The sequence below is a fragment of the Anaerobacillus alkalilacustris genome (assembly GCF_001866005.1).
Classification (GTDB): Bacteria; Bacillota; Bacilli; order Bacillales; family Anaerobacillaceae; genus Anaerobacillus; species Anaerobacillus alkalilacustris.
Genome location: NZ_MLQR01000001.1, coordinates 715,677 through 738,628 on the forward strand (window position 1 = coordinate 715,677; position 22,952 = coordinate 738,628).

Below are 22,952 nucleotides of genomic sequence, written 5' to 3' on the forward strand. Positions count from 1 at the left end.
AATAATCGAGTCACATAAAGCTATATCTAGTTAAGAACACACTAACTTAAATGAATACTATCTTACAGACATAAACCTCCATTACGAAATCATTAATGCATCACTTTAAAACACTTCAAAAAAATTTCGCGTTTCTCTCTTATTAGTGAAACTAATTCATAGTATATAGCGTCTATATATACGATACAAGAAAGGTCATAAAGAAAGAGGATGACTTATAGTCACCCCCCCTAATGCGAAATCTAATTATTTACTACTCTTACTTGTACGTTTCGACGACCCCAATTTATGGCAGAGTTTTTGCTAGACATAAAAATATCAATTTTCCGTCCAACTATAGCACCACCTGTGTCAGCCGCTTTATATCGACCTAATAACCTTCCGTTATGTTTTATTTCAACAACTGACCCTAACGGAATTACACTCGGATCAACAGCAACTACGTTACTATTAGGATTGGCTTTTAAGTTTACCCCTGTACTAGTAATTCCTGAACAACCCGCACAATTGGCAGTATACGCTGTCGACTGAAATGTAACCCAGTCTCCTTGTGACCCACTACTCGTACTAGTAGGACTGCTACTACGAGAAACAGATTGTGTCACTTGTTTTGTTCCGACTGCTACTATTCGATCACGACTATCTTGAATTGTTTCAGTTTTTATCAATTCTCGTGAAACTTCTTTTCCATTTTCGATAATAACTTCATAATGTTTTGCAACTTTTCCTTTTTGACCACTTTGAACTTCACGCTCAGATCCTCTTGTAATCGAGTTGTCATTTCTCGTTACAGTGGCAAAGTTTATTGCTTCTTCCACAACATCGGTGACCTTTTCTACTCTGATGACATTGATTTCGGTATTAGCTTTTACAATTTCTTCTTGCTCTGGCTCTACTCTATCAAGCTCTCCTAGAATGACCTGTTCTGCTTTTAAAAAATCAGCGACAGTTGTCGAAGTCGTCCATACTTCTGTTTCCTCACCGTCACTATTTAGCGTGACAGTAAAAGCGGACTCATAATTGATTTGCATATCTTCAACAAGAGCTTTTTCTAGACTTGGCTCTACCCTATCATAACTGCCAATGTCTATATTTAATTCGTTAAACAAATCTTGTACCGTACTCGATGTGGTCCATATTGGTGTTTTTTCACCATTGTTTGTAAAATGGACTAGCACTGCGGGAATCCAAACAACATTGGCATCGTTTGTTAACTCAGTATCTAACGACGGTTCAATGTAATCATGTTCCCCTACTAAAATTTCATTTTCCAACATTAGTTCATCTACAGTTTTGGCATGAGTTTTCAGAGATCTTTCTTCTCCGTCTATTACTAGAGTAACAGTGCTTTTCGTAAACTCGTGTACCGAGAAACTGATAACACCAACCAGTAATATCATACTAACGATGGACATGATTAACCCTTTTCCAGATGTAGCAACGGAAAAAAGTTTTTTCATGTTTGCTGTCATGTTAAAAACTCCCCTCTCTACGGACCGAATTATATAGAGTTACAATATTATTGTCAATGGCAATAAATCCCTCCCTTGATTGTCTTATGTTGAATTATCCATAAAAAAAGAAAAAAAAGGAACAAAAACCTTTCGACAAGACTAGCATATGTGCGGTCCCCTTCATGTAGAACAAAATAGAAGCTAGGTTTTGATAGACATAATTACGCATAAATTGATTAAATTCGATATCACTTTATGGAAAAAACTCTCTTTGCATTTTCAGTTGTCTTTTCGATAACTTCTTCATAAGTTATTTCTTTTAGTTCAGCAATTGCCTCTGCTACTAACGTAACATAACTTGGTTCATTTCTTTTTCCTCTAAAAGGGTGTGGAGCTAAATAAGGACAATCTGTTTCAATTAATAAACGTTCTAGGGGAATTTCCTTGGCTACTTCTTTCGGTCGTTTAGCATTCTTAAACGTAACAGGACCACCAAAGGAAATATAAAAATTCATATCAAGACACTGTTTGGCAATTTCTAAACTACTACCAAAGCAATGCATAATACCTCCAACTTCATTAGCATTTTCTTCTTTTAAAATTTTTACAACGTCTTCGTGCGCATCCCTATTATGAATGATGATAGGAAGCCTCACTTTTTTTGCCAGATGAATTTGCTTACGAAATACTTCCTTTTGTACTTCTTTAGGAGATTTATCCCAATAATAATCGAGGCCCATTTCCCCTAATGCAACAACTTTCGGATGACTTGCTAATTCTTCAAGCCAAATTAAATGATCATCTGTCATATCAATAGCATCGACTGGATGCCAACCAACTGCGGCGTAAATAAATTCATACTTTTCAGCAATTTCAAGCGCTCCCTTGATTGTCCTTTCATCAAAACCGACGACAACAATGTTCGATACACCTTGTTTTTGCGCCCTCTTAATTACTTCTTCAACATCTTCCTCAAACTGATCCGCATTTAAATGAGCATGCGTGTCGAATAACATCGATAAATACCTCCACTTAATTAATAAAAATTGAAAATGTAGAATGCCGAATATTTCAGTTATACATAAAGTATCAGACCGGCAATTCAACATTCTACATTCTAAAAATTATATTTACTTAACTTGTGAACCATTTGGTAGTGATTGTTCTATTGTCGCTAATGTTAATTTTCCACCGTGGGAAGCTGCTAAAATCATCCCCTGTGATAATTCTCCTCTGAGCTTAATCGGCTTTAAATTTGTCACACAAATCACTTTTTTTCCAACTAGCTCCTCAGGCTTATAATATTCGGCTATCCCTGAAACAACTTGACGCTGTTCATAACCTAGATCTAATTGAATTTTCAAAAGCTTATTTGCCTTTTTCACTGGCTCTGCTTTTAAAACTTGGGCCACTCTTAAATCAACCTTGAAGAAATCATCAATTGTAATTTCATCAACCTCAGGTGCTTCTACTTGAGGCTCCTCAACTACAGGCTTTTGCGAAGGTCCTTCCATCATTTCAACGATTTTAGCGACTTCTTCAGCCACATCTAACCTAGGAAAGATCGGTTCTGCTTTTGCCACTTTCACTCCTGAATGAAGTACACCGAATTCATTCATACTATCCCATTTCGTTTGTTCCTCAGTAATAGATAATTGATCCCAAATTTTCTTTGGCGTAGTTGTCATAAACGGCTGTATTAATATAGAAATATGACGCAATGCTTCGGCTAAATGGTAAAGAACAGACCCTAATTCTTTATGATTTTCTTCTGATTTCGCCAATACCCATGGTTGTGTTTCATCAATATATTTATTAGTTCTGCTAACAAGCTGCCAAATCGCTGATAATGCTACGGAAAACTCCATATCTTCCATTGCTTCTTCGACTTTAACTTTTGTTTCTTCAACAAGTTGTATAAGGCTTGCATCAAATTCAGTAGTATCTTTTACGTATTCTGGAATTTCTCCATCAAAATATTTATGGACCATTGCTATCGTACGATTTAATAGATTTCCTAAATCATTTGCTAAATCAAAGTTTACTCTTTCGACAAAACTCTCAGGAGTAAAGACACCATCAGAACCAAAAGGAACTTCACGAAGTAGATAGTAACGTAATGCATCTAAACCGTAGCGGTCAATCAATGGTACTGGATCAACGACATTACCCTTCGATTTCGACATTTTTCCATCCTTCATTAAGAGCCACCCGTGACCAAAAACTTTTTTCGGCAAAGGTAGATCTAAAGCCATCAACATGATTGGCCAATATATTGTATGGAAGCGAACAATTTCTTTACCTACTAAATGAACATCTGCCGGCCAATATTTCTCATACTTCTCTTGATTTTCAGATCCATACCCTAAAGCTGTAATGTAGTTTGATAAAGCATCAATCCATACATAAACAACGTGTTCTGGATCATTTGGAACTTTTATTCCCCACTCAAATGACGTTCGAGAAACAGCAAGATCTTCTAACCCTGGTTTAATGAAATTATTAATCATTTCATTTTTTCTTGATTCTGGTTGGATAAATTGAGGATTTTCCTCGTAATATTTTAATAACCTATCTGCATATTTACTCATTTTAAAGAAATAAGATTTTTCTCTTACTTTTTCAACAGGTCGGTTACAATCAGGACAGTTACCTTCCTTTAATTGTCTCTCTGTGTAAAACGACTCACAAGGAGTGCAGTATAACCCTTCATATTCATCTAAATAGATATCCCCTTGTTTCAATAACTGATCAAAAATTTGTTGAACAATCTTTTTATGCCTAGATTCAGTTGTACGAATGAAATCATCGTAAGAGATATCGAGCTTTTTCCATAAATCTTGAATACCATTAACAATCGTATCTACGAATTGTTGTGGACTAACACCCTTCTCCTCAGCTTTTCGTTCAATTTTTTGTCCATGTTCATCAGTTCCAGTTAAAAACATAACGTCATAGCCACGTAAACGTTTGTACCTGGCCATAGCATCACCCGCAACCGTTGTATAAGCATGACCAATATGCAACTTATCACTCGGGTAATAAATTGGTGTTGTAAGATAGAATGTTTTCTTCGACATTATTTGGTTTACCTCCTAAAAAAATATAAAAAACCCCCGCCCTTATAAAGGGACGAGAGTTAGTTTTCTCACGTGTTACCACCCAATTTCCCTTGCTTCTTACGAAAACAAGGCTCAAAAAGTTACTACTTACTTAAGAAAAGTCCTGAATCGTTATTCTCACCATAAAAAGTTCTTTAACGACGACTAGCCACAATAGTAACTATACTTTAATAACGCCAAGTATGCGTTGTCCCCTTATTGATTAACAACTCGAAGACAAATCCTCCAAGACCATTTTCAAAAGTTCACCCTATACCAGTTTTCAGCTCCCCTGGCTCTCTGCATCGACTAAGAACTCAGTGTTCGCATGGATATGTTAGCGAAAGCATAGGTTCTTTAAGTTTCCAAATAGGTCTTCCTTTTTACTTATCTTTTCAATGGAAGCGTATGAATTTTTTTGATTTTCTTTATGGTTCAAAAATACTACAGTTCCCCTGGCAAAAATATACCTAAACAACTGTACCATTGTCAAGTTTACCCAAAAAAATAATAAAAAAACCCGCCTGCACAAAACAAAGTTTGTTGAATATGTCGAACTCATATCAGTCTTAGTAGTATTTTGTCGAAACAACAATAGATTATTGCTTAAAACCAATCAAAAAAATGTAAAAAATATATTTTTAATTTCTTTCAAAATTTTACTTTTAAACCAAAAGCATTTTGGGTAGAATATTGTTAAATCAATATTTTACCATGAGTCGAGATTAAAAAAATCTAGAAAACTTGTAAAAATTTGAATAAATTAATTGACTTCTTTTGGAAACACTGGTATTCTTAGTTTGCAGAGAAAAATGTCGAATTTTGAAGAATCAGTCGATAAATAAAAGAAAATTTTTTAGGAGGTAAATTTATGAAATCTACAGGAATTGTTCGTAAAGTTGATGAGTTAGGTCGTGTGGTTATTCCAATCGAACTTCGCCGTACACTTGATATTGCAGAAAAGGATGCTTTAGAAATCTATGTTGACAGTGATAAAATCATTTTAAAGAAATATAAACCAAATATGACTTGCCAAGTAACTGGTGAAGTTAATGACGAGAATCTATCACTTGCTGGTGGAAAAATTATCTTAAGTCCAAATGGTGCAAAGGAAATTATTGCAGAGCTTCAGAACTACGTTGCTAATACAAATAAATAACCTTTGAAGAAAGCGCTTTATATTTCATTATATCATAATATTTTCGGATAGTAAGTGATTGTACTAGCCAGATCGAAGAAATTGAACTCATATCAGAAAAAAATATAGAGCGTTTATTCATCACCACGTCAGTGGATCAAACGACATATACCAAAAAGGCTAACGATTGTCAGCCTTTTTTTCTTTGAAAAATCATCTATCTTATTTATGATATAATTGATAAACTTCTCTTTTTTGTAATCCACGATCTTTTGCAACTTGCTTTATTGCTTCTTTAGAAGAAAGCTTTAATGCAATATAATGATCAATATGTTGAATAATAGTAAGCTCCGACCACCACTCAATTTCATTTTCTTTAAATTCTTCAACAGAACCTTCTACAACTAAACAGTATTCTCCTCTTGGATCTTCCTGTTCATAATATTCAATGACTTCACTTATTTGTCCTCGAAGAAATTCCTCGAATTTTTTTGTAAGCTCACGACACACTGATATCTTCCTATCACCAAATTGGTCCAATAGTATTTGTAACGTTTCTTTCAAACGGTGAGGAGATTCATAAAAGATAATCGGACTTTTTACCATTGCAATTGCCTCAAGCTGTTTCTTTTTCTCTTTTTTTTGTCTATGTAAAAAACCATAAAAGAAAAAACATTCTGTTGGTAATCCTGAGGCTACTAGTGCTGGCAATGCCGCATTTGCACCTGGTAATGGTATAACTGCTATTTCTTCTTCTATACAACTGGCAACTAGCTCATAACCAGGGTCAGAAATTGCCGGCATCCCTGCATCACTAACTAACGCCACTTTTTTTCCTGTTCTTATTTCTTCTAATAATTTATTCCCACTCGATTCCTTATTGTGCTCATGGTAACTAACTAATTTTGTTGAAATTTCAAAGTGGTTACATAACTTTTTGGTTTGTCTTGTATCCTCAGCGGCTATTACATCGACTTCCTTTAAAATAGTCAATGCCCGGTACGTTATATCTTCTAAATTTCCAATAGGCGTAGGAACTAAGTATAGTGCACCTTCTTCAATATTACGGAAACTCTGTTGAATCCACATTATTCATGCAGCCCTCCTTTTTAATTAACCGTTCCTTCTTTTTGCCTCGTTAAATTCTTTATCGAATATTCAACTTGTTACGCTTCTTCTTTCGATTCTAACCCTTTTTTTATAAACAAGGCTTAAAAAAATTCGGAAATTATGTGTAGCAACTTATTTACTTATATTAACCGAAGTAAATCTCCTTAAAATGTTCTGTATATGTACCGTCATTATTATAAACAATGATGGGCTCTAATATCTTTACTCCTGAATTACCATTCTTTATCCCTTCAATAAGTAGAATATTTGCTTCTTTTCCTTTTTTGGGATGAATAAACTGAATACGTTTTGGTTCGATTTGATATTTTTGCATCAAAGAAATGATATCTATTAAACGTTCGGGCCGATGAACGAGTGCCACTTTTCCTTTTTGTTTTACAAGATCACTACTTATCCGAATAACATCTTCTAGGCTACAATATATTTCGTGTCTGGCAATAGCAAAGTGTTTATTTTCATTCCACTCTTTTTCAGTCACTGTTTTAAAATATGGTGGATTACAAGTTACTACATCGAATTGGCCTTTTTCAAGTTTAGGTACCACATTTTTAATATCGTCATGAAAAAAATGTACTTGATCTTCTAAGTTATTTAGCTTAACATTTCGCAAAGCCATATCGTATAGGCGATCTTGAATTTCAATTCCTACAATTATTGCTTTAGATCTTTCGCTTAATAGTAATGGAATAACTCCATTCCCACTACACAAATCAACAACTTTTCCTTTTTGAATTGGTAAATAGCAGAATTTTGATAGTAGGACTGCATCCATAGAAAAGGAAAATACAGTGGGACTTTGAATAATTTTTAATTTTTGGTTTGGTAAGTAATCGATACGTTCATCATGCTCTATTTTAACCATAATAGGATCCTCTCATTTATAACTTCCTTTAGTTTGTAGATGGTAAAAAATCTAATTTTCTAACATCTACAAGTTTCTTACGTCTAGATTATACTTTATTTTTCATATGAGAAAAAGCTAGTGATTTTGAAAGGAGTTTCTACTCATAAAAAAAGAGACAGACTTTAAAGTCCATCTCTATGCACATTACTTTTTATTTAAGAACGACAAACAGAAGAGACAGTCTCCTTCTTTACGAATACTTCCGTAATGAAGATTACAAATGTGAAATCCTTCTTGATAAAGTCGAGCTAGATTATCATATCCTTCACCTATATCGACCTTTTCATTTTTTTCTTTTACTTCTTTTAGTTGCTTTTTTGGTTTCTGTTCCGTTTTTACTTCAATCCGAGAACGTAGATGGTCGTTTTCAATCTTAAGATGCTGATTTTCTTCTAAAAGGAGTGCTAAATGTTCTTTCAACTCTCCTAGTTCACGGTAAAGGCCACCTATCTTTTCTTCCATAAGACTTACTCGCGAAAAGACCTCTTTTTTATCCACGTTAGCTTTACACCTCAATATTTGTGGTATGAGTAGTTATTGCTCCATTATTTATCAGCTCGTCGATTGTATATTCCATAATTCGCTCATCAACCAGCTCAACTTGCACCAATTTTTCCAAAATATTTAGACCAATGACCCGACCTTTTCCATGGACAGTTTGGATTGTTTTACCGATATCCGGAAGTTCTTGCTTAGCATTTTCATAGTTGTCATTTTCATACTTTAAACAACACATTAATCTGCCACAAAGACCTGATATTTTTGTTGGATTTAAAGACAAGCTTTGATCTTTAGCCATTTTAATTGACACCGGTTCAAAGTCGCCTAAAAACGATGAACAACATAAAATCCTTCCACAAGGACCAATTCCACCTAGCATCTTTGCTTCGTCACGTACACCAATTTGTCTAAGTTCAATTCTTGTCCTAAATATTGCTGCTAAGTCTTTAACAAGCTCTCTAAAGTCTATACGACCGTCTGCTGTGAAATAGAATAATACCTTATTGCGATCAAATGTATATTCAACATCGACTAACTTCATATCTAAATTATGCTCTTGGATTTTCTCTAGGCATACTTCAAAAGCTTCTTTAGCCGCTACTTTATTTTCTTCTACTGTAGTTTTATCATTTTCATTTGCGATACGAACTACTTTTTTGAGAGGGAAAACTACATCTTGATCGTCAACAATTTTCTTACCAATGACGACTTTTCCGTACTCAATGCCTCTAGCAGTTTCAACGATTACTAGCTCACCTTTTTGTACGTCTATATCTTCAGGGGAGAAATAATATATTTTTCCCGCTTTTTTAAATCTGACACCTACTACTTGATGCACTATACACTATCCCTCCTGTAACCTCATCATTAATTGTTCCATCAGTAGTTGAGGATTTACATTTGCACTTAGACGTCTCTTTGCTTCTAAAATAGCAGCCATTTGCTGGCCAACTTTTCTCTGGGAGCTATTTAAAGCTTGTCGTTCTAATTTATCGGTATGATCAACAAATATGAGTTGATCTTCAGTTGCTATTAAGGTACGTAATACATCCCGATACCAAAGTAATAGTAGATCTAACCCTAAATTTAATTGGTTTTTCTCCTTAAAGTGAGGAAACCAATTTTCTTGTAAAGTGAGGAAAACCTGATGCGGTCTTGTAGACACTTCTTCTACTAATTGTATCATTATGGCTCGAGCTTGTACAATCCAATCATCATGGTAAAGCTGGTAAGCTTCTTCAATATCATTTGTTAGCTGACCTAAAAGCCTTGTAATCGGCTTTATAACACCATTTTTTTCAAGGGTTTCCATTAATTTTAATGGTGTTAGTGGTACAAAGGAGAGAATTTGTGTTCTCGATAAAATTGTGCTTAAGATTCGATGTACTTCTGTTGTTGTTAATACAGCAATTGATTGTCCATCAGGTTCTTCAAGAAACTTCAATAAACCATTAGCCGCACTTATCGTCATTTTTTCGGCATCTTCAATAATATAAAACTTACGAATAGATTCCATCCCACGATAAGAAAATTCTTTTTTCAAGTTACGTATTTGGTCAATTTTTATTGTTTGTCCATCTGGTTGTATGATATGAACATCTGGGTGATTTCCCGATTCGATTCGTTTACAATCAGAACATGTCCCACAAGCTTCTACGCCTTCTTTTTCATCACAAAAAAATGTTTTTGCTAATTGAAGAGCTACCTTTCTTTTACCAGTCCCTTTTGCTCCTTCAAATAAATAGGCGTGAGCAAGGCGTTGTTTTCGAATACTATTTGTAATAATTTTCACAACTTTTTCTTGTGTTTCTTTTATTTCATTCCAAGTCATTGTTTACCACACCTAAAATTTTTCAAACTGATCTACTGGCAGTACAAAAACAGTAGCACCACCAACTTTTACATTCACTGGATAAGGAATATATGTATCAGCATTTCCACCCATTGGAGAAACTGGAGCTACTAGTTGGTCTCGATTTTTGCAACTATCTTTAATAATTTCTAACACATCATCGACGCGTTCATCTTCTGTACCAATAATAAAGGTAGTATTTCCTGCTTTTAAGAAACCACCAGTACTAGCAAGCTTTGTCGCTTTAAAATTTGCAGCGACTAAGGTACTGGCTAGGTTGCTACTATCTTTGTCTTGAATAACTGCAACAACAAGTTTCATTATTCATACCTCCTTAAGAAAGCTACCTTTGATATTATAAAAATTACATGTAAATCAAAAGCTTGTATTATTTCTCCCTATTATAACAGAACTTCGCTTTAGACGACTATTATAGAAAATTTGTTAAGATAATATACGATTTTTAATAGGAAAAATCCTTCAAAGTGGTCCATTTTTTTGAATTCTCTTCATGAATTTCAATATATAGATCTTACTTTACTCATATTACAACTTTACATAAGGAGGTAACTTCAGGAAACAACTAACTATAATCTCTTTTATATTTGAGTAAATTTCGTAACACTAAAAGTGAGATACGAAACTATATAATTTCGTGGTAGAAAAATAATGAATATGATATTTGAATTGATTATCTTAATAACTCTTTAATGTATCTAAGTTATATTAATTCATTTCCAAAAAATCTTCTACTATCCTTTTTGTTTCAGCTACGACTTCTTCTAAAGTCCTGTCCGCATTAACCAAGACTATTCTTTCGGGATACATTCTCAATAATTTTAAGTAACCTTCACGAACTTCATAATGAAACTGTATATTCTCTTGATCCAAACGGTTAATTTCTCGACCTGTATTATTGGCTATCCTTGCTAACCCCTTTTCTGGTTCAATATCAAAATAAATGGTTAGTTTTGGCATGCAATTTTCAATGGCAAAAGAGTTTATCGCATAAACTTCTTCCAAACCAATACCTCTAGCCATTCCTTGATAAACTAAGCTACTATCTAAGAACCGGTCACACAGAACAATTTTACCTGCCCTCAACTCAGGTACTACCCTTTCTACGAGATGCTGCCTTCTAGCAGCAGCATACAATAATGCTTCAGTTCGGCCATCCATTGCAGTATTCTTTGTATCTAGTATAATTTCACGAATATTTTCAGCTATATCTATTCCACCTGGTTCTCTAGTAGTAATAAATTGGTAACCTTTTTGATCAAAGGAGGCAGATAGTTCTTGAATTACAGAAGTCTTCCCAGCCCCTTCGCCACCTTCAAAAGTAATAAATTTTTCATTCATCCTATGTGTCCTCACTTTATCTTTTTTTAAAAACTTTAACTCCTACTTTATGTATGTCTTCTCCTTGAAGATAAGCTCCTACTTCTTTTAGTTCATACAGGTACTTAACATGCTCCATTTCAATTTGTTCTCCAGTTACTAACAAAGGTACACCTGGAGGATATGGCGTAATTTCTTCAGAAATAATTCGCCCTACTGACTTTGTTAACGGTACAAGTTCTTCCTCTTCATCTTCCATATCTTCATACGAAAGGGCTAAACTTGTACACTTTTTTTCAAATAAGCGGTGAGTTACTGTTGAACGCTCGATAACACTATAATCTTTTATTTTACATTTTATTATTTCTCCTATTCTGCGAAGGTTTATTGTATTTAGTAAAGGCATGACCATTAATATATTATTTGGATCTGCTAATTCAGTATAGATTCCTTCTTCTTCTAGAAGTTGTTGCAATTCATACCCACTAAGTTCACAGCATGATTGTATCGTCACCTTTAAAGGATCAGTCTTATATAGCTTATTTTCAACAATTTTTAACTGCGGAATTTTATTAATATCATCTTTAAAAGTTTTTATATCAAAGATTGTCTTTTCTATATCTTTTTCTGATATAGATGCTAGGAAATGTCTAGCTAAGTCAAGAGAGGCCATCAAGGGGTAAGATGGACTACTCGATTGTAACAATTGTAAATAATAAGTAAGTTTCTTTAAACTTATGAGCGAGCTATTATAATGTAAATACGAACACATTGTCATTGCTGGTAATGTTTTATGAGCTGATTGAACAACAATGTCTGCTCCATATTCAAGAGCTGACTTCGGAAAGAAATTAGAAGGATGACTGAAATGAGCTCCATGTGCCTCATCAACTAATACCACCATCTTATGTTTATGTGCTTCTTTAATAATACTTTCTAATGACATTGAATATCCATAGTAGTTTGGATTAGTAATGATCAATGCTTTTGCATATGGATATTTATTAATTGTATCTAAGACAAAAGCCTCTTTTAAATTTGTAGGTATTTGAGCAATTTCGTCAAATTCAGGCTGCAAAAAAATAGGGTGAACTTTTGCTAATCTTAGCCCATTTAAAATTGACTTATGACTGTTTCTTTGAACAAGAACTGTCTCACCTGCTTTACAGGTTGCCATAATCATTGCTAAATTTCCTACAGTTGAACCACCTACAAGAAAAAAACATTGTTTTGACCGATACCAATCTGCAGCTAAATTCTCAGCTTGTTTGATTACTCCTGTAGGATTGTGTAAGTCATCTAAGCCAGTTAGTTCTGTTACATCCATTGATAATAAAGGACGGTATAATTCTGCGCCGTATTCTGAAAATACTGCACCATTTTTATGTCCAGGAACGTGAAAAGAAAGTGGTTCACGTTTTCTATGTGCTAATAGAGCTTCGAAAAGAGGTATCCTTTTTTGATCCATACGTATTCAATTCCTTTTATATAGTAATGTTTAATTATCACTTCACCTATTATAACGAATTTCTGACTATAATGATAAAAATCATTGTTACATTAATGAAGACATACACAATATGGTGATTTCATGCATATAATTAAAAGAGTTACTATTTTAATAAAAATCAGAATTTTTTATGTATAGTTTACCTTTCATTGGAAATGATTGGACTATGGAGGTGAACACAATAATGAAAGAAAAACAATGCGTAGAAAAGTGTTCGGTTTGTGAACAAAATAATGAGAATGGAATTCATATTTGCGATATTTATATTTGTGAAAACTGTGAACGAGAAATTGTAAATTCTGATGTAAGTGACGAATTTTACAGGTACTACTTACAAAAATTAAGAAAATTAAAGCACTCATTGTTAAATATCTCTTAGAAGGCTCTTACTTAAAGGGTCTATTTTTTTTTTTGATATTTTTCCAGGATGACACTAACAGCAATTACTAGTTGATAATTAAACAAAAGCATGGGCCCGTTTAGCTGTTATTAAATTAGTTCAAGCACATTTCAGGGCTTACGTTACCATTTTTATCCTACTTCATTAAATTCAGTAACGTACGTACCTTTATTTATATAACATTTCCTTATTAAATATATGTTCTACTAATGCTATTTCCCTAAGTTAAAATTAAAGCTTGTTATGCAGCAGCCTTGCATTGGCCTTCATGAGTTATTTCTTTAGAATATGCATACTGCAGCATTGCATCGAGGAAACACACTGCGAAGCGACACTCTTAGACGCAGAAAAGCTACTGACTTCGTTTACCTCATGAATATACTTCTTTGAATTTACTACGTGCTGCTTTGCATCGAGGAAGCTTACTTCAAAGCGATACTAGCAGACGCAGATGCAGCACCACTTAACGCAAATACTCAATTTCCGAAAACAAAAAGAACACACTCCATTGGAATGTGTTCTTTAACTTACCTAGCAACGTCCTACTCTCACAAGGGGAAGCCCCTAACTACCATCGGCGCAAAAGAGCTTAACGATCGTGTTCGGCATGGGAACGAGTGTGACCTCTTCGCTATCGCCACTAGATAATATATTTAGTTGAAAGAAATCATTCTTTCAAAACTAGATAACAGTCCCAGTGTGGCCGATCACCCTCTCAGGTCGGCTACGCATCGTCGCCTTGGTAAGCCGTTACCTTACCAACTAGCTAATGCGACGCGGGCCCATCCTGTAGTGTTAGGTAAACCCAACTTTCACTTTAGAACCATGAGGCTCCAAAGATTATCCGGTATTAGCTTCGGTTTCCCGAAGTTATCCCAGTCTACAGGGCAGGTTGCCCACGTGTTACTCACCCGTCCGCCGCTAACTCTCATAAAGCAAGCTTTAATTGAGTTCGCTCGACTTGCATGTATTAGGCACGCCGCCAGCGTTCGTCCTGAGCCAGGATCAAACTCTCCATAAAAGTGTTTGATAAAGCTCAAAAATTTAAATTCATTGACGAGATATTTACTATCTCTTTAATTCGCTTGGCTGTGTGTTCAGTTTTCAAAGAACAATACTTTCGTCTTTAAATCGACAAGGATTTAACTATACCAATGTAACATTCCGTTGTCAATCTTTTTTTTCGTTCGATTTTACTAAAACTCCAATCAAACACGACGTGTATTATCATACCACTCGGATAATTAGTTGTCAACAACTAATTTTGTCAGTCTTTGACGAAAAATGAATTCCGAATGACGTTTTTATAATATACCATGACTCCATAAACTATGCAAGTATTTATAAATATTTTTTTATATTAAAATATAAATGTCTCAACCACAACTTTAAATGCAGCTGCTCTTCTAGCAGCGGTCTAAAAAAGGCTTCGCAGAAGCAAAACTGCACGAAGCCATTTAGAGATGTGTTTCATAATTGAAAGCACTAGCTTAACTGAAGTGACCGAGCTCGTAGGCTGCTTACGCTAGACGGTTCTAAGTTAGAATTTTTTTACTTTCTTACTTTGTAAAAAAGACCATGAGTTCTTGACTCAGGTCTTCTATAAAATTAGATGATCAATCGCGACCAAAACCACTAAACCCGGAATACCTAAAAAGCCTGACACTGATGCGGTGACTAAGTTAATTGGTATCTGATAGTCAAAAACCGAACCAAAAGCATTTAAAAAGAATAAAAACAATGCACCAATAATTACTTTAATCATTCCTTGTCCAATAAAACGTAACGGTTTAATCGGCGCCCCTAATATAAGTAATAAAAATACCATACCACTTAATAAAGCTACAATAATAATAGGATCCACAATCTTCCCCTCCTAAACTTTGTGACAAGCTTCTCTAATATCATCCTATTCTGAACTATAAAAAAAAGAACACAGGAAATCTTTAATAAGATTTACCTATGTTCTTTTTTCTACATCTTGCTTCTTTTAATAAAAATAAATATTTCGCTTCAGTTAATTTAAGGTTAAATAATACTTCTCCAGATGGATCCAAACTCTTTTTCACTAATTCAGTTTGATTAACAAGATTTACTTTTAATTCTTCAATATGAGACACTAAACGTTGATCTTCAAGCTTTCTTATTTTCCCTTTCCTCTTAAAAAGCCGCATCTCATTACCCCTTTTTATTATAGTTCTCTTCTACCCTCTATCGCTTTTGAAAGTGTAACTTCATCAGCATATTCCAAGTCACCACCAACTGGAAGACCGTGGGCAATTCTAGTCACTTTAATTCCCGTCGGTTTCACTAGACGAGATATATACATAGCAGTTGCCTCACCCTCAATATTAGGATTTGTAGCTAGGATAATTTCTTGAATGGTATCATCTTGAAGCCTCTTTAATAACTCTGGAATTTTAACATCCTCTGGACCAATTCCTTCCATTGGGGATATTGCACCTTGTAAAATATGATATAACCCTCGATATTCCTTCATTTTTTCCATCGCAATAACATCCTTGGCATCTTGTACAACACAAATAATTGATTTATCTCTTCTTGTATCTTCACAAATATAGCAAGGATCAGTATCAGTAATGTTATGACAAACAGAGCAATAAGTAAGATCCCTTTTAGCATTAACTAAAGCTTTTGCAAAATCTAAAACATCATCTTCTTTCATATCCAATACAAAAAAAGCCAGTCGGGTCGCCGTTTTTGGACCAATTCCTGGCAATCTCATAAATCCTTCAATTAATTTCGATATCGGTTCAGGATATTGCACGTGTTTTCCTCCTAATAGAAAAGCGCAAGCGCCTTGATTATGAGCAATAGGTATGAAACCCCTCTGACAGAGGTCATTTCTCGGCTCCCCAGTACTTCTGCGTCTGCAAGCACCGCTTCGTAGTAGTTTGCCTTGAAGCAAAGTACATGCAGTTTCTCAAAGTAGTATCAGTAACTAAAAATCAGTAACTTGATTAAATAAGGGCACTGAAAGCTTAACAAAAAAAGCACACAGCACCCTTACTCAACTACAACCATTAGTTTAGAATAAACCTGGCATATTCATACCTTTTGTAAATTTACCCATGTCTTGATTAATTAAATCATCAACTTTATTTAATGCTTCATTTGTTGCAGCTAAAATCAAATCTTGTAACATTTCAATATCATCCGGATCAACAACTTCTTCTGAAATGATCACTTCAAGAATCTTCTTTTCCCCAGAAGCGATGACTTTTACCATTCCACCACCAGCAGTTGCTTCTACCGTTTTTTCTTTAAGTTCTTCTTGAGCCTTAGCCATTTGTTTTTGTAACTTTTGCATTTGTTTCATCATATTTCCCATGTTTTTCATCACTTTTTCCTCGCTTTCATTAATCAATTATTTCAATTAACTCTGAACCTACTAATTTCATAGCTTCCTCAACAATCGGATCACCATCAGAAGTCGGATCCGCATCACCACGTTGTTCTCTAACAAAATCTTCTTTTATTCCTTCCCATTGATTTGTTAATATGGTCAAAAATTTAAGTTGATCTGAAAAAACGTTAACTAATATTTGTTCTATCATCTGACGGAATTTCGAATCAACCATATCTCTATGCATTTCATTTTGAAAAGCAAGTAAGATCATATTTTTAGAAGCTGCAACTGGTTTACTATCAGACAACCATGCATGAGCTGGTACACTTTGCTTCTTAACTAATTCCATTATTTGTCCCCAACTACTAGTTATACGCTGCAAATCTTGTTTTGTAGCTTGTTTAAGCATTTCTTTTACTTGATTTGAACTAACACTACTCCTAGCACCGCCTCTGAATTGACCTTGATTTTTCTTTGGTTTTTCTTGCGACTGGTTGGAGTGCGTTTGAGGTAGAGTTTGAATATTCGCTAATTGTTTTTCTAAAAACTCAACTTTTTTCACTAATAGTTGGTAGTCTTCACCTTTTGCTTCATTTACCTGAATTTGAGTATTACAAATCTTCACAATCGCAACTTCAATAAAAATTTTAGGATGACTCGACCATTTCATATCTTGAAGAATTTCATTTAAAATTTGAATGGTTTGATAAATCCAACTCGTATTAGTTTTTTCACTAATGTTAATGAACTTATCATCGACCGATACTCTTTCAAGTACACCACTAAGCTGAGGTGCCGTTTTGTGCAATAACATATCTCGATAAAAGAAGATAAAATCTTCTATAAACCGAGTTGGATCTTTTCCTGCAGATACAAGTTTATCAACAGAATTTAATGCTTTTACTACATCAGCTGTAACTAGAGCATCTGCTACTTCCATCAAAAGCCCTTGAGAAACCGCTCCCGTTATTGTAAGTATATCCTCTAATAAAACTTCTTCATCACAATAAGAGATCGCTTGGTCCAATAAACTCAATGCATCCCTCATACCACCTTCAGATACTCTAGCGATCATCGACAAAGCATCCTGATTAACGTTAGTGTCATAATGACTTAAAATAAATTGCATTCGACTAATCATAGCTTCACTTGTAATTCTTTTAAAATCAAATCGCTGACACCTAGAAATGATTGTTAAAGGAATTTTATGTGGCTCTGTTGTAGCTAAAATAAAAATAACGTGTTTCGGAGGTTCTTCTAACGTTTTTAACAGAGCATTAAATGCTCCGGTAGATAACATGTGGACTTCATCAATAATATATACCTTATAACGAATACCACTACTTGGAGCAAACTTAACTTTGTCTCGAATATCTCTAATCTCGTCTACTCCATTATTTGATGCGGCATCAATTTCAATAACATCAACAATAGAACCGTCTGAGATACCAATACAAGCTTCACATTCATTACAAGGTTCATCAACCGGTGCACATTGACAATTAACCGCTTTAGCGATAATTTTAGCAGCACTAGTTTTCCCTGTTCCCCTAGGTCCTGTAAAAAGATACGCATGGGATAATTTCTCTTGAATGAGTGCGTTTTTTATTGTTTTTGTAATATGCTCTTGGCCGACCACATCACTAAGTTGCTTCGGACGCCACACTCGATATAATGCTTGATAGCTCATTTGTTCACCTCCCGGGGAACTTCACTAGTAAATATTATACCTTTTCAATTGATAGATTTCAAAGTGTATATAATGTAGATTAGTACACTTTCGTGATAAGTATAATTATGTTTGATCTAAACTTCATAATAGCGGTAACTTCCTTCTTCATTTTTAAAATTCTCAAGGTTTAAGGAAGCGATATAATGATAATATACACACGATAAAATCAGTTGTGATTTTATCGTTTTCCTATAAATAAAGTTTTGCCTTCAACAACGTACTCATTAACTTGAAGACATTAAAAGGAGCAACTCTCATTTGAGAATTGCTCCTTTATAAATTTACTGCCGTGCACCTTCCTTTGATCAAGTTACCCCAGGCGTTACCTAAGCAGTTAGCTCGATTCAGGCGACTCTACGGCACACGGAAGGGGCCACTTACTGCTGCTTCCTTCCGGACCTGACAGGGTTCATGGGTTTCCGTTGCGTAGAACCCAAATGTCAACACCACTTACTTAGGGCAGACCCCACGATAACAAGACCTAGGGAAGGGATTCCGTCTCGCTATAGCGGATTGCGAGTACAGGGCACCGCTACCTCCCCACCTAGCACGACAAATTTATAAACTTTTTTACGCGCCATTTGTGTGACGCATAATTTAGTATAGACGTTTTCATAAAAAAAAGCAAGTGGACGAGGAGACTTGTTTTAGGAAAGGTAGTTAAAGTAAGGAAAAGGCTATGTTTTAAAGCTCATACTATAATAAACTCAATTTGACCTTTCTTCCTAAAAGTTGATGTTTTTTAATTATTTTTTATTTCTTTTCCTTAACTTTCTAAAAAAGTTGGTTAGTCTTTCGCCACATTCTTGTTCTAATACACCTTTTTCAACGACACACTGATGATTAAAACGTTCCTCATTTAAAAGGTTAAAAATCGTTCCTCCACAACCACCTTTTGGGTCACTCGCACCATAAACAACTCGCTCAACTCTTGATTGAACAATAGCCCCAGCACACATTGGACAAGGCTCTAGTGTTACATATAAAGTACAGTCCGTTAAACGCCATGTACCCAACACTCGACAAGCTTCATCTATCGCTAATAACTCCGCATGAGCAATAGCTCTCTGGTCAATCTCACGTCTATTGTAACCAGTGGCAATAATCACACCATTTTTAACTACAACAGCACCAATTGGTACCTCATCTATATTTTCAGCTTGTTGAGCAACCTCAAGCGCCTTCCTCATAAATAAAATATCTTCTTCTACAAACACTTCTTAACCTCCACTTCATGATCATACTTCCAATGCTATACCTTCATACCATAATGAAAATCCATAATGTTAATTTCATTAAACAACTATCAACCTTATTTGACAACACTCGTGTATAAATGCTGAGTATGACTTATTTAGAAAAAACTCTTTTAGTAGTATAAATAAGAAAAGCAAAAGGCGCCTGCCTAACGGAGACAAACACTGGAAGGTCGGCAAGTAGCGGTCTGCTCTTTGACCGCAATCTATGTGCTTCTGCGTCTGACAGCAATGCTTCGAAGTAGGCTTCCTCGAAGCAAAGTAGCATGAAGCATCATCAAAGAAGCAAACCAGGAAGTCAGTGAAATCAGAGCCTTGACTGAAGTGATCGAGCCGATGGCGACTGAAGCTAGACAGTTTTCAGGTTAGAAATTTATAAATTCTGATACTGAAAAAAGAGACCATACCGGTCCCTTTTTGAATTATTAATTATCTTAAACCTTGTAATTCCTTTAGTTTAACTCCTAAAAAGTCTCGGTTTACCCCACCAATGAAATGTTCAACAATGATACCTTCTTCGTTAATCATAATCGTCTCAGGTTGTCCAAGTGCACCAAAACGTCTCGATACATGATTGTTAAAGTCAAGAATGTACGTTTTGTTTGAATTTTTTTCTTCAACATACCTTTTTACAGTGTTTAAAGGCTCTCCTTTAACAACGATAAATAAATTCATCTCATCCTTAAATTCTTCGTTAAACTTTTCAAGTTCAGGTGCTTCAGCAACACAGGAAACACACCATGTAGCGAAAAAGTTTAAAATAACAATTTCACCACGGTAATCAGAAAGTCGATGGGTATTACCGTCTAAATCTTGTAATTCGAAATCGTATGCCTCTTCACCAATACCTACAGTATTACCAACTGATCGTAAACCTAAGACCATGGTGGCTAACATCGCAATAACAAAAACTAAAACGATCATCTGTACTACTTTTGTTTTTTTCATTAACAAACCACCGCCTTGTTCACTTGAGGTTGTAAAACAATCACTTTTTTTCTAACTCTTGTAGAAATTTCAGTTGCTTTGCAATATCACTCTGACGTTTACCAAGAGTAAAAATATATCCTGCTAACAATAACCAAATAACTGAATAAGCCGCAAATAAGTATGCCATATCAAATATCCCCCTTTAACCAAGCATCTTTTCTTGCATACGTTCTTTTATACGATCTGCATGAATTTTAAGTTTTTCAATATAGACTCCTTTTTGTAAGAGCACAAAATATACCACTGTCATTGTGAAGACTGAGAAAATAAGAGCAAATAGCATTGATGGTTCAATTCCGCCACCGACCTCATTCGCTCCTTCACCAAAAACTACAGGATGAAGTCTCGAATTCCACCACCGAATTGACATAAATACAATTGGTACATTAATAACGCTTATGATACCAAACACGGAAGCAAGACGGGCTTTCTTTTCCCAAGGACCTTCCATTTTTCTAATCATAATGTAAGCAATATACATAAAAAACATGATTAAAGTAGTCGTCAGTCTTGGCTCCCAACTCCACCAAGCGTTCCAAGAAGACCGTCCCCATATTGGACCAGTTGTTAAGACAATAGCTGTATAGACAACCCCAATTTCTGCAGAGAAACCTGCGTATAAATCAAATATTCTGTTTCGTTTAATTAGATACAGAATACTAAACAAAGCTACAACGAAAAAGGCGAAGAAAGCAACCCAAGCAGAAGCTACATGGAAATAAAATATTTTCTGTACGACACCCATCACAGCTTCAACAGGAGTCCAAACAAATGCTAAATATAAGGCCACAACCATCATCGGAATAGAAATATAAAACAAAATTTTATACGAAAGGGTTTCTTTTGGGATATCAGTTAAGTCCCCACTTTTACTATTCATACCCTTTTACACCTCCAACACATATTCAAAAAGAATTAAACATAATACAAAAAAGAGTAAATTATAAACTCCCATTAACTGCATCCAAGAAATTGCACTTGATAGTTGCTCTATATCTATTAATAGAATTCTTGTTGCTTGAACAGCAGCAATAAGAAGCGGACTTACAATAGGAAACAGTAAAATCGGTAAAAGCATTTCACTGCTTCTAGAATTAGCTGCTAACCCTGCTAAAAATGTGCCTACACTAATAAACCCAAATGTACCTAAAAAAACTACTCCTACAAACAAAGCTAAGTTCCCAACAAAGCGGAAATCAAATAATAGAAATAATACCGGAATGGAAATAAGTTGAACTAACAATACGAAAACAAAATTAGCTAAAACTTTTCCTAAGTAAATACTAGAAGGATCAGTAGGTGAAACAATCATTCCGTAAAGATTGTCGTTTTTTGTTTCAGACAAAAAGGAACGATTTAAACCTAGAATAGCTGCAAAAATAGTAATAACCCAAATCAGTCCAGGAATGATGGCACGAACAGTATTATTAGATGGGTCAAAAGCAAAACTAAAGGTTACGATAACAAGCCCAGAAAATATGAGCATCGTTGAAACGATTTGCTTTGTTTTCCATTCGGAATAAAGATCTTTACCAGCTATAATAAAGGCTGATCTGAATAAGTTGTTCATAGACTTGCCACCTGTTCCATGTATTTTTCAGTTATGGCTTCAAGATTTTTTTCGATATTTTGTAAATCATCAACTACTTTACCATTCTTTATAATGACGAATCGATCACAAGTTTCTAAGGCTTGCCCAAAATCATGTGTGACCATTATAATCGTCGCACCTTCCTGTTTCATACGCAAAATAACTTTATTTAATAGCTGAATAGCTTGTTGATCTAAGCCTGTGTGTGGTTCATCAAACAATAAAATCTCAGGATCGTGAATGATCGCTCGGGCGATAGCAATTCTTTGAATCATCCCACGTGAAAACGATCTAACTGGATCATGCATAAAAAAACTAAGCCCTACTTCATCAATTAATTTTTTCGCTCGTTCTTCAACATCTTGAACACCGTAAAGCTTTCCAAAAAACTTCAAATTTTCTAATGGCGTTAAATGATCATATAAAAAACTATTATGCGCTAAAAATCCTATTTTTCTTTTGCTATCATAAGAATCTTTTTTCATATCCAGTCCAGCAATTTTCACTTCGCCAGAACTAGCTTTAACTAAACCACCCAAAATTTTCAGCACTGTACTTTTGCCAGCTCCATTCGGCCCTAGTATTGCAACAGTTTCTCCTTTTTCAATTGAAAGGTTAATACCACGAAGAATCATTTTGTCTCCGATTGTTTTAATGAGTCCTTTTGTTTCAATCATGGTCTTA

Annotated in this window: 24 protein-coding genes, 1 other RNA gene and 1 other annotated feature; of the genes, 2 read left to right on the forward strand and 23 right to left on the reverse strand. The window is 34.9% G+C overall.

Annotated elements, in window-relative coordinates; genetic code table 11:
* Positions 1-242: 242 nt before the first annotated feature.
* From BKP37_RS03435 to metG, 3 genes are all read right to left on the reverse strand, one after another.
* Positions 243-1,472 (reverse strand): resuscitation-promoting factor, encoded by a 1,230-nt coding sequence (locus BKP37_RS03435; protein ID WP_071308285.1) that lies wholly within the window; start codon positions 1,470-1,472, stop codon positions 243-245.
* A gap of 230 nt (positions 1,473-1,702) precedes the next feature.
* Positions 1,703-2,470, reverse strand: coding sequence for a TatD family hydrolase (locus tag BKP37_RS03440; RefSeq protein ID WP_071308286.1), 768 nt, complete (start codon positions 2,468-2,470; stop codon positions 1,703-1,705).
* Between the two features lie 114 nt (positions 2,471-2,584).
* A complete protein-coding gene (metG, locus tag BKP37_RS03445) occupies positions 2,585-4,534 on the reverse strand; it encodes a methionine--tRNA ligase (protein WP_071308287.1) in 1,950 nt (649 codons plus the stop codon).
* An 892-nt stretch (positions 4,535-5,426) separates the two neighbouring features.
* Here metG and BKP37_RS03450 point away from each other — a divergent pair.
* Positions 5,427-5,714 (forward strand): transition state genes transcriptional regulator AbrB, encoded by a 288-nt coding sequence (locus tag BKP37_RS03450; RefSeq protein WP_071308288.1) that lies wholly within the window; start codon positions 5,427-5,429, stop codon positions 5,712-5,714.
* 201 nt (positions 5,715-5,915) lie between these two features.
* Here BKP37_RS03450 and rsmI read toward each other — a convergent pair whose 3' ends face one another.
* From rsmI to BKP37_RS03490, 8 genes are all read right to left on the reverse strand, one after another.
* On the reverse strand, positions 5,916-6,782 hold the full coding sequence (gene rsmI, locus BKP37_RS03455; RefSeq protein WP_071308289.1) for a 16S rRNA (cytidine(1402)-2'-O)-methyltransferase: 867 nt from the start codon (positions 6,780-6,782) through the stop codon (positions 5,916-5,918).
* A 166-nt stretch (positions 6,783-6,948) separates the two neighbouring features.
* The gene (locus BKP37_RS03460; RefSeq protein ID WP_071308290.1) at positions 6,949-7,686 is read right to left on the reverse strand and encodes a tRNA1(Val) (adenine(37)-N6)-methyltransferase; all 738 of its coding nucleotides are present in this window, start codon (positions 7,684-7,686) and stop codon (positions 6,949-6,951) included.
* A 186-nt stretch (positions 7,687-7,872) separates the two neighbouring features.
* Positions 7,873-8,226, reverse strand: a complete 354-nt coding sequence (yabA, locus tag BKP37_RS03465) for a DNA replication initiation control protein YabA (protein WP_071308291.1) — start codon at positions 8,224-8,226, stop codon at positions 7,873-7,875.
* A gap of 7 nt (positions 8,227-8,233) precedes the next feature.
* Complete coding sequence (locus BKP37_RS03470; protein ID WP_071308292.1) at positions 8,234-9,067, reverse strand: PSP1 domain-containing protein; 834 nt, start codon at positions 9,065-9,067, stop codon at positions 8,234-8,236.
* Between the two features lie 6 nt (positions 9,068-9,073).
* Positions 9,074-10,060: a DNA polymerase III subunit delta' gene (gene holB / locus BKP37_RS03475; RefSeq protein ID WP_071308293.1), complete on the reverse strand. Its 987-nt coding sequence runs from the start codon at positions 10,058-10,060 to the stop codon at positions 9,074-9,076.
* Positions 10,061-10,072: 12 nt separating this feature from the next.
* Positions 10,073-10,402 (reverse strand): cyclic-di-AMP receptor, encoded by a 330-nt coding sequence (locus BKP37_RS03480; protein WP_071308294.1) that lies wholly within the window; start codon positions 10,400-10,402, stop codon positions 10,073-10,075.
* 405 nt (positions 10,403-10,807) lie between these two features.
* A complete protein-coding gene (tmk, locus tag BKP37_RS03485) occupies positions 10,808-11,440 on the reverse strand; it encodes a dTMP kinase (RefSeq protein WP_071308295.1) in 633 nt (210 codons plus the stop codon).
* A gap of 16 nt (positions 11,441-11,456) precedes the next feature.
* Positions 11,457-12,887, reverse strand: coding sequence for an aminotransferase class I/II-fold pyridoxal phosphate-dependent enzyme (locus BKP37_RS03490; RefSeq protein ID WP_071308296.1), 1,431 nt, complete (start codon positions 12,885-12,887; stop codon positions 11,457-11,459).
* Between the two features lie 226 nt (positions 12,888-13,113).
* Here BKP37_RS03490 and BKP37_RS03495 point away from each other — a divergent pair, with 226 nt between their 5' ends.
* A complete protein-coding gene (locus BKP37_RS03495; protein ID WP_139193045.1) occupies positions 13,114-13,308 on the forward strand; it encodes a sigma factor G inhibitor Gin in 195 nt (64 codons plus the stop codon).
* A gap of 550 nt (positions 13,309-13,858) precedes the next feature.
* Positions 13,859-14,311, reverse strand: a sequence feature (most likely nonfunctional fraction of RNA operon).
* A gap of 618 nt (positions 14,312-14,929) precedes the next feature.
* Here BKP37_RS03495 and BKP37_RS03505 read toward each other — a convergent pair.
* The 12 genes from BKP37_RS03505 to ccmA form a co-directional block, all read right to left on the reverse strand.
* The gene (locus BKP37_RS03505; RefSeq protein WP_071308297.1) at positions 14,930-15,193 is read right to left on the reverse strand and encodes a pro-sigmaK processing inhibitor BofA family protein; all 264 of its coding nucleotides are present in this window, start codon (positions 15,191-15,193) and stop codon (positions 14,930-14,932) included.
* A gap of 82 nt (positions 15,194-15,275) precedes the next feature.
* Positions 15,276-15,503, reverse strand: a complete 228-nt coding sequence (locus BKP37_RS03510) for a YaaL family protein (RefSeq protein WP_071308298.1) — start codon at positions 15,501-15,503, stop codon at positions 15,276-15,278.
* 17 nt (positions 15,504-15,520) lie between these two features.
* Entirely contained in the window at positions 15,521-16,117 is a 597-nt protein-coding gene (gene recR, locus BKP37_RS03515; protein WP_071308299.1) for a recombination mediator RecR, read from the reverse strand.
* Between the two features lie 261 nt (positions 16,118-16,378).
* On the reverse strand, positions 16,379-16,690 hold the full coding sequence (locus BKP37_RS03520; protein WP_071308300.1) for a YbaB/EbfC family nucleoid-associated protein: 312 nt from the start codon (positions 16,688-16,690) through the stop codon (positions 16,379-16,381).
* A gap of 19 nt (positions 16,691-16,709) precedes the next feature.
* Complete coding sequence (dnaX, locus tag BKP37_RS03525) at positions 16,710-18,389, reverse strand: DNA polymerase III subunit gamma/tau (protein WP_071308301.1); 1,680 nt, start codon at positions 18,387-18,389, stop codon at positions 16,710-16,712.
* A gap of 329 nt (positions 18,390-18,718) precedes the next feature.
* An RNA gene (gene ffs, locus BKP37_RS03530) (signal recognition particle sRNA large type) lies at positions 18,719-18,984 on the reverse strand.
* Positions 18,985-19,177: 193 nt separating this feature from the next.
* Entirely contained in the window at positions 19,178-19,648 is a 471-nt protein-coding gene (tadA, locus tag BKP37_RS03535; RefSeq protein WP_139193046.1) for a tRNA adenosine(34) deaminase TadA, read from the reverse strand.
* A gap of 468 nt (positions 19,649-20,116) precedes the next feature.
* A complete protein-coding gene (locus BKP37_RS03540) occupies positions 20,117-20,635 on the reverse strand; it encodes a peroxiredoxin family protein (protein WP_071308302.1) in 519 nt (172 codons plus the stop codon).
* A gap of 40 nt (positions 20,636-20,675) precedes the next feature.
* The gene (locus BKP37_RS19055) at positions 20,676-20,804 is read right to left on the reverse strand and encodes a CcmD family protein (protein ID WP_084034527.1); all 129 of its coding nucleotides are present in this window, start codon (positions 20,802-20,804) and stop codon (positions 20,676-20,678) included.
* Positions 20,805-20,819: 15 nt separating this feature from the next.
* Positions 20,820-21,557, reverse strand: coding sequence for a cytochrome c biogenesis protein (locus tag BKP37_RS03545; RefSeq protein WP_071308303.1), 738 nt, complete (start codon positions 21,555-21,557; stop codon positions 20,820-20,822).
* Positions 21,558-21,563: 6 nt separating this feature from the next.
* Positions 21,564-22,247, reverse strand: a complete 684-nt coding sequence (locus tag BKP37_RS03550) for a heme exporter protein CcmB (protein ID WP_071308304.1) — start codon at positions 22,245-22,247, stop codon at positions 21,564-21,566.
* The gene (ccmA, locus tag BKP37_RS03555) at positions 22,244-22,945 is read right to left on the reverse strand and encodes a heme ABC exporter ATP-binding protein CcmA (RefSeq protein WP_071308305.1); all 702 of its coding nucleotides are present in this window, start codon (positions 22,943-22,945) and stop codon (positions 22,244-22,246) included. Before ccmA ends, BKP37_RS03550 begins: the two co-directional genes overlap by 4 nt.
* Between the last annotated feature and the right edge of the window lie 7 nt (positions 22,946-22,952).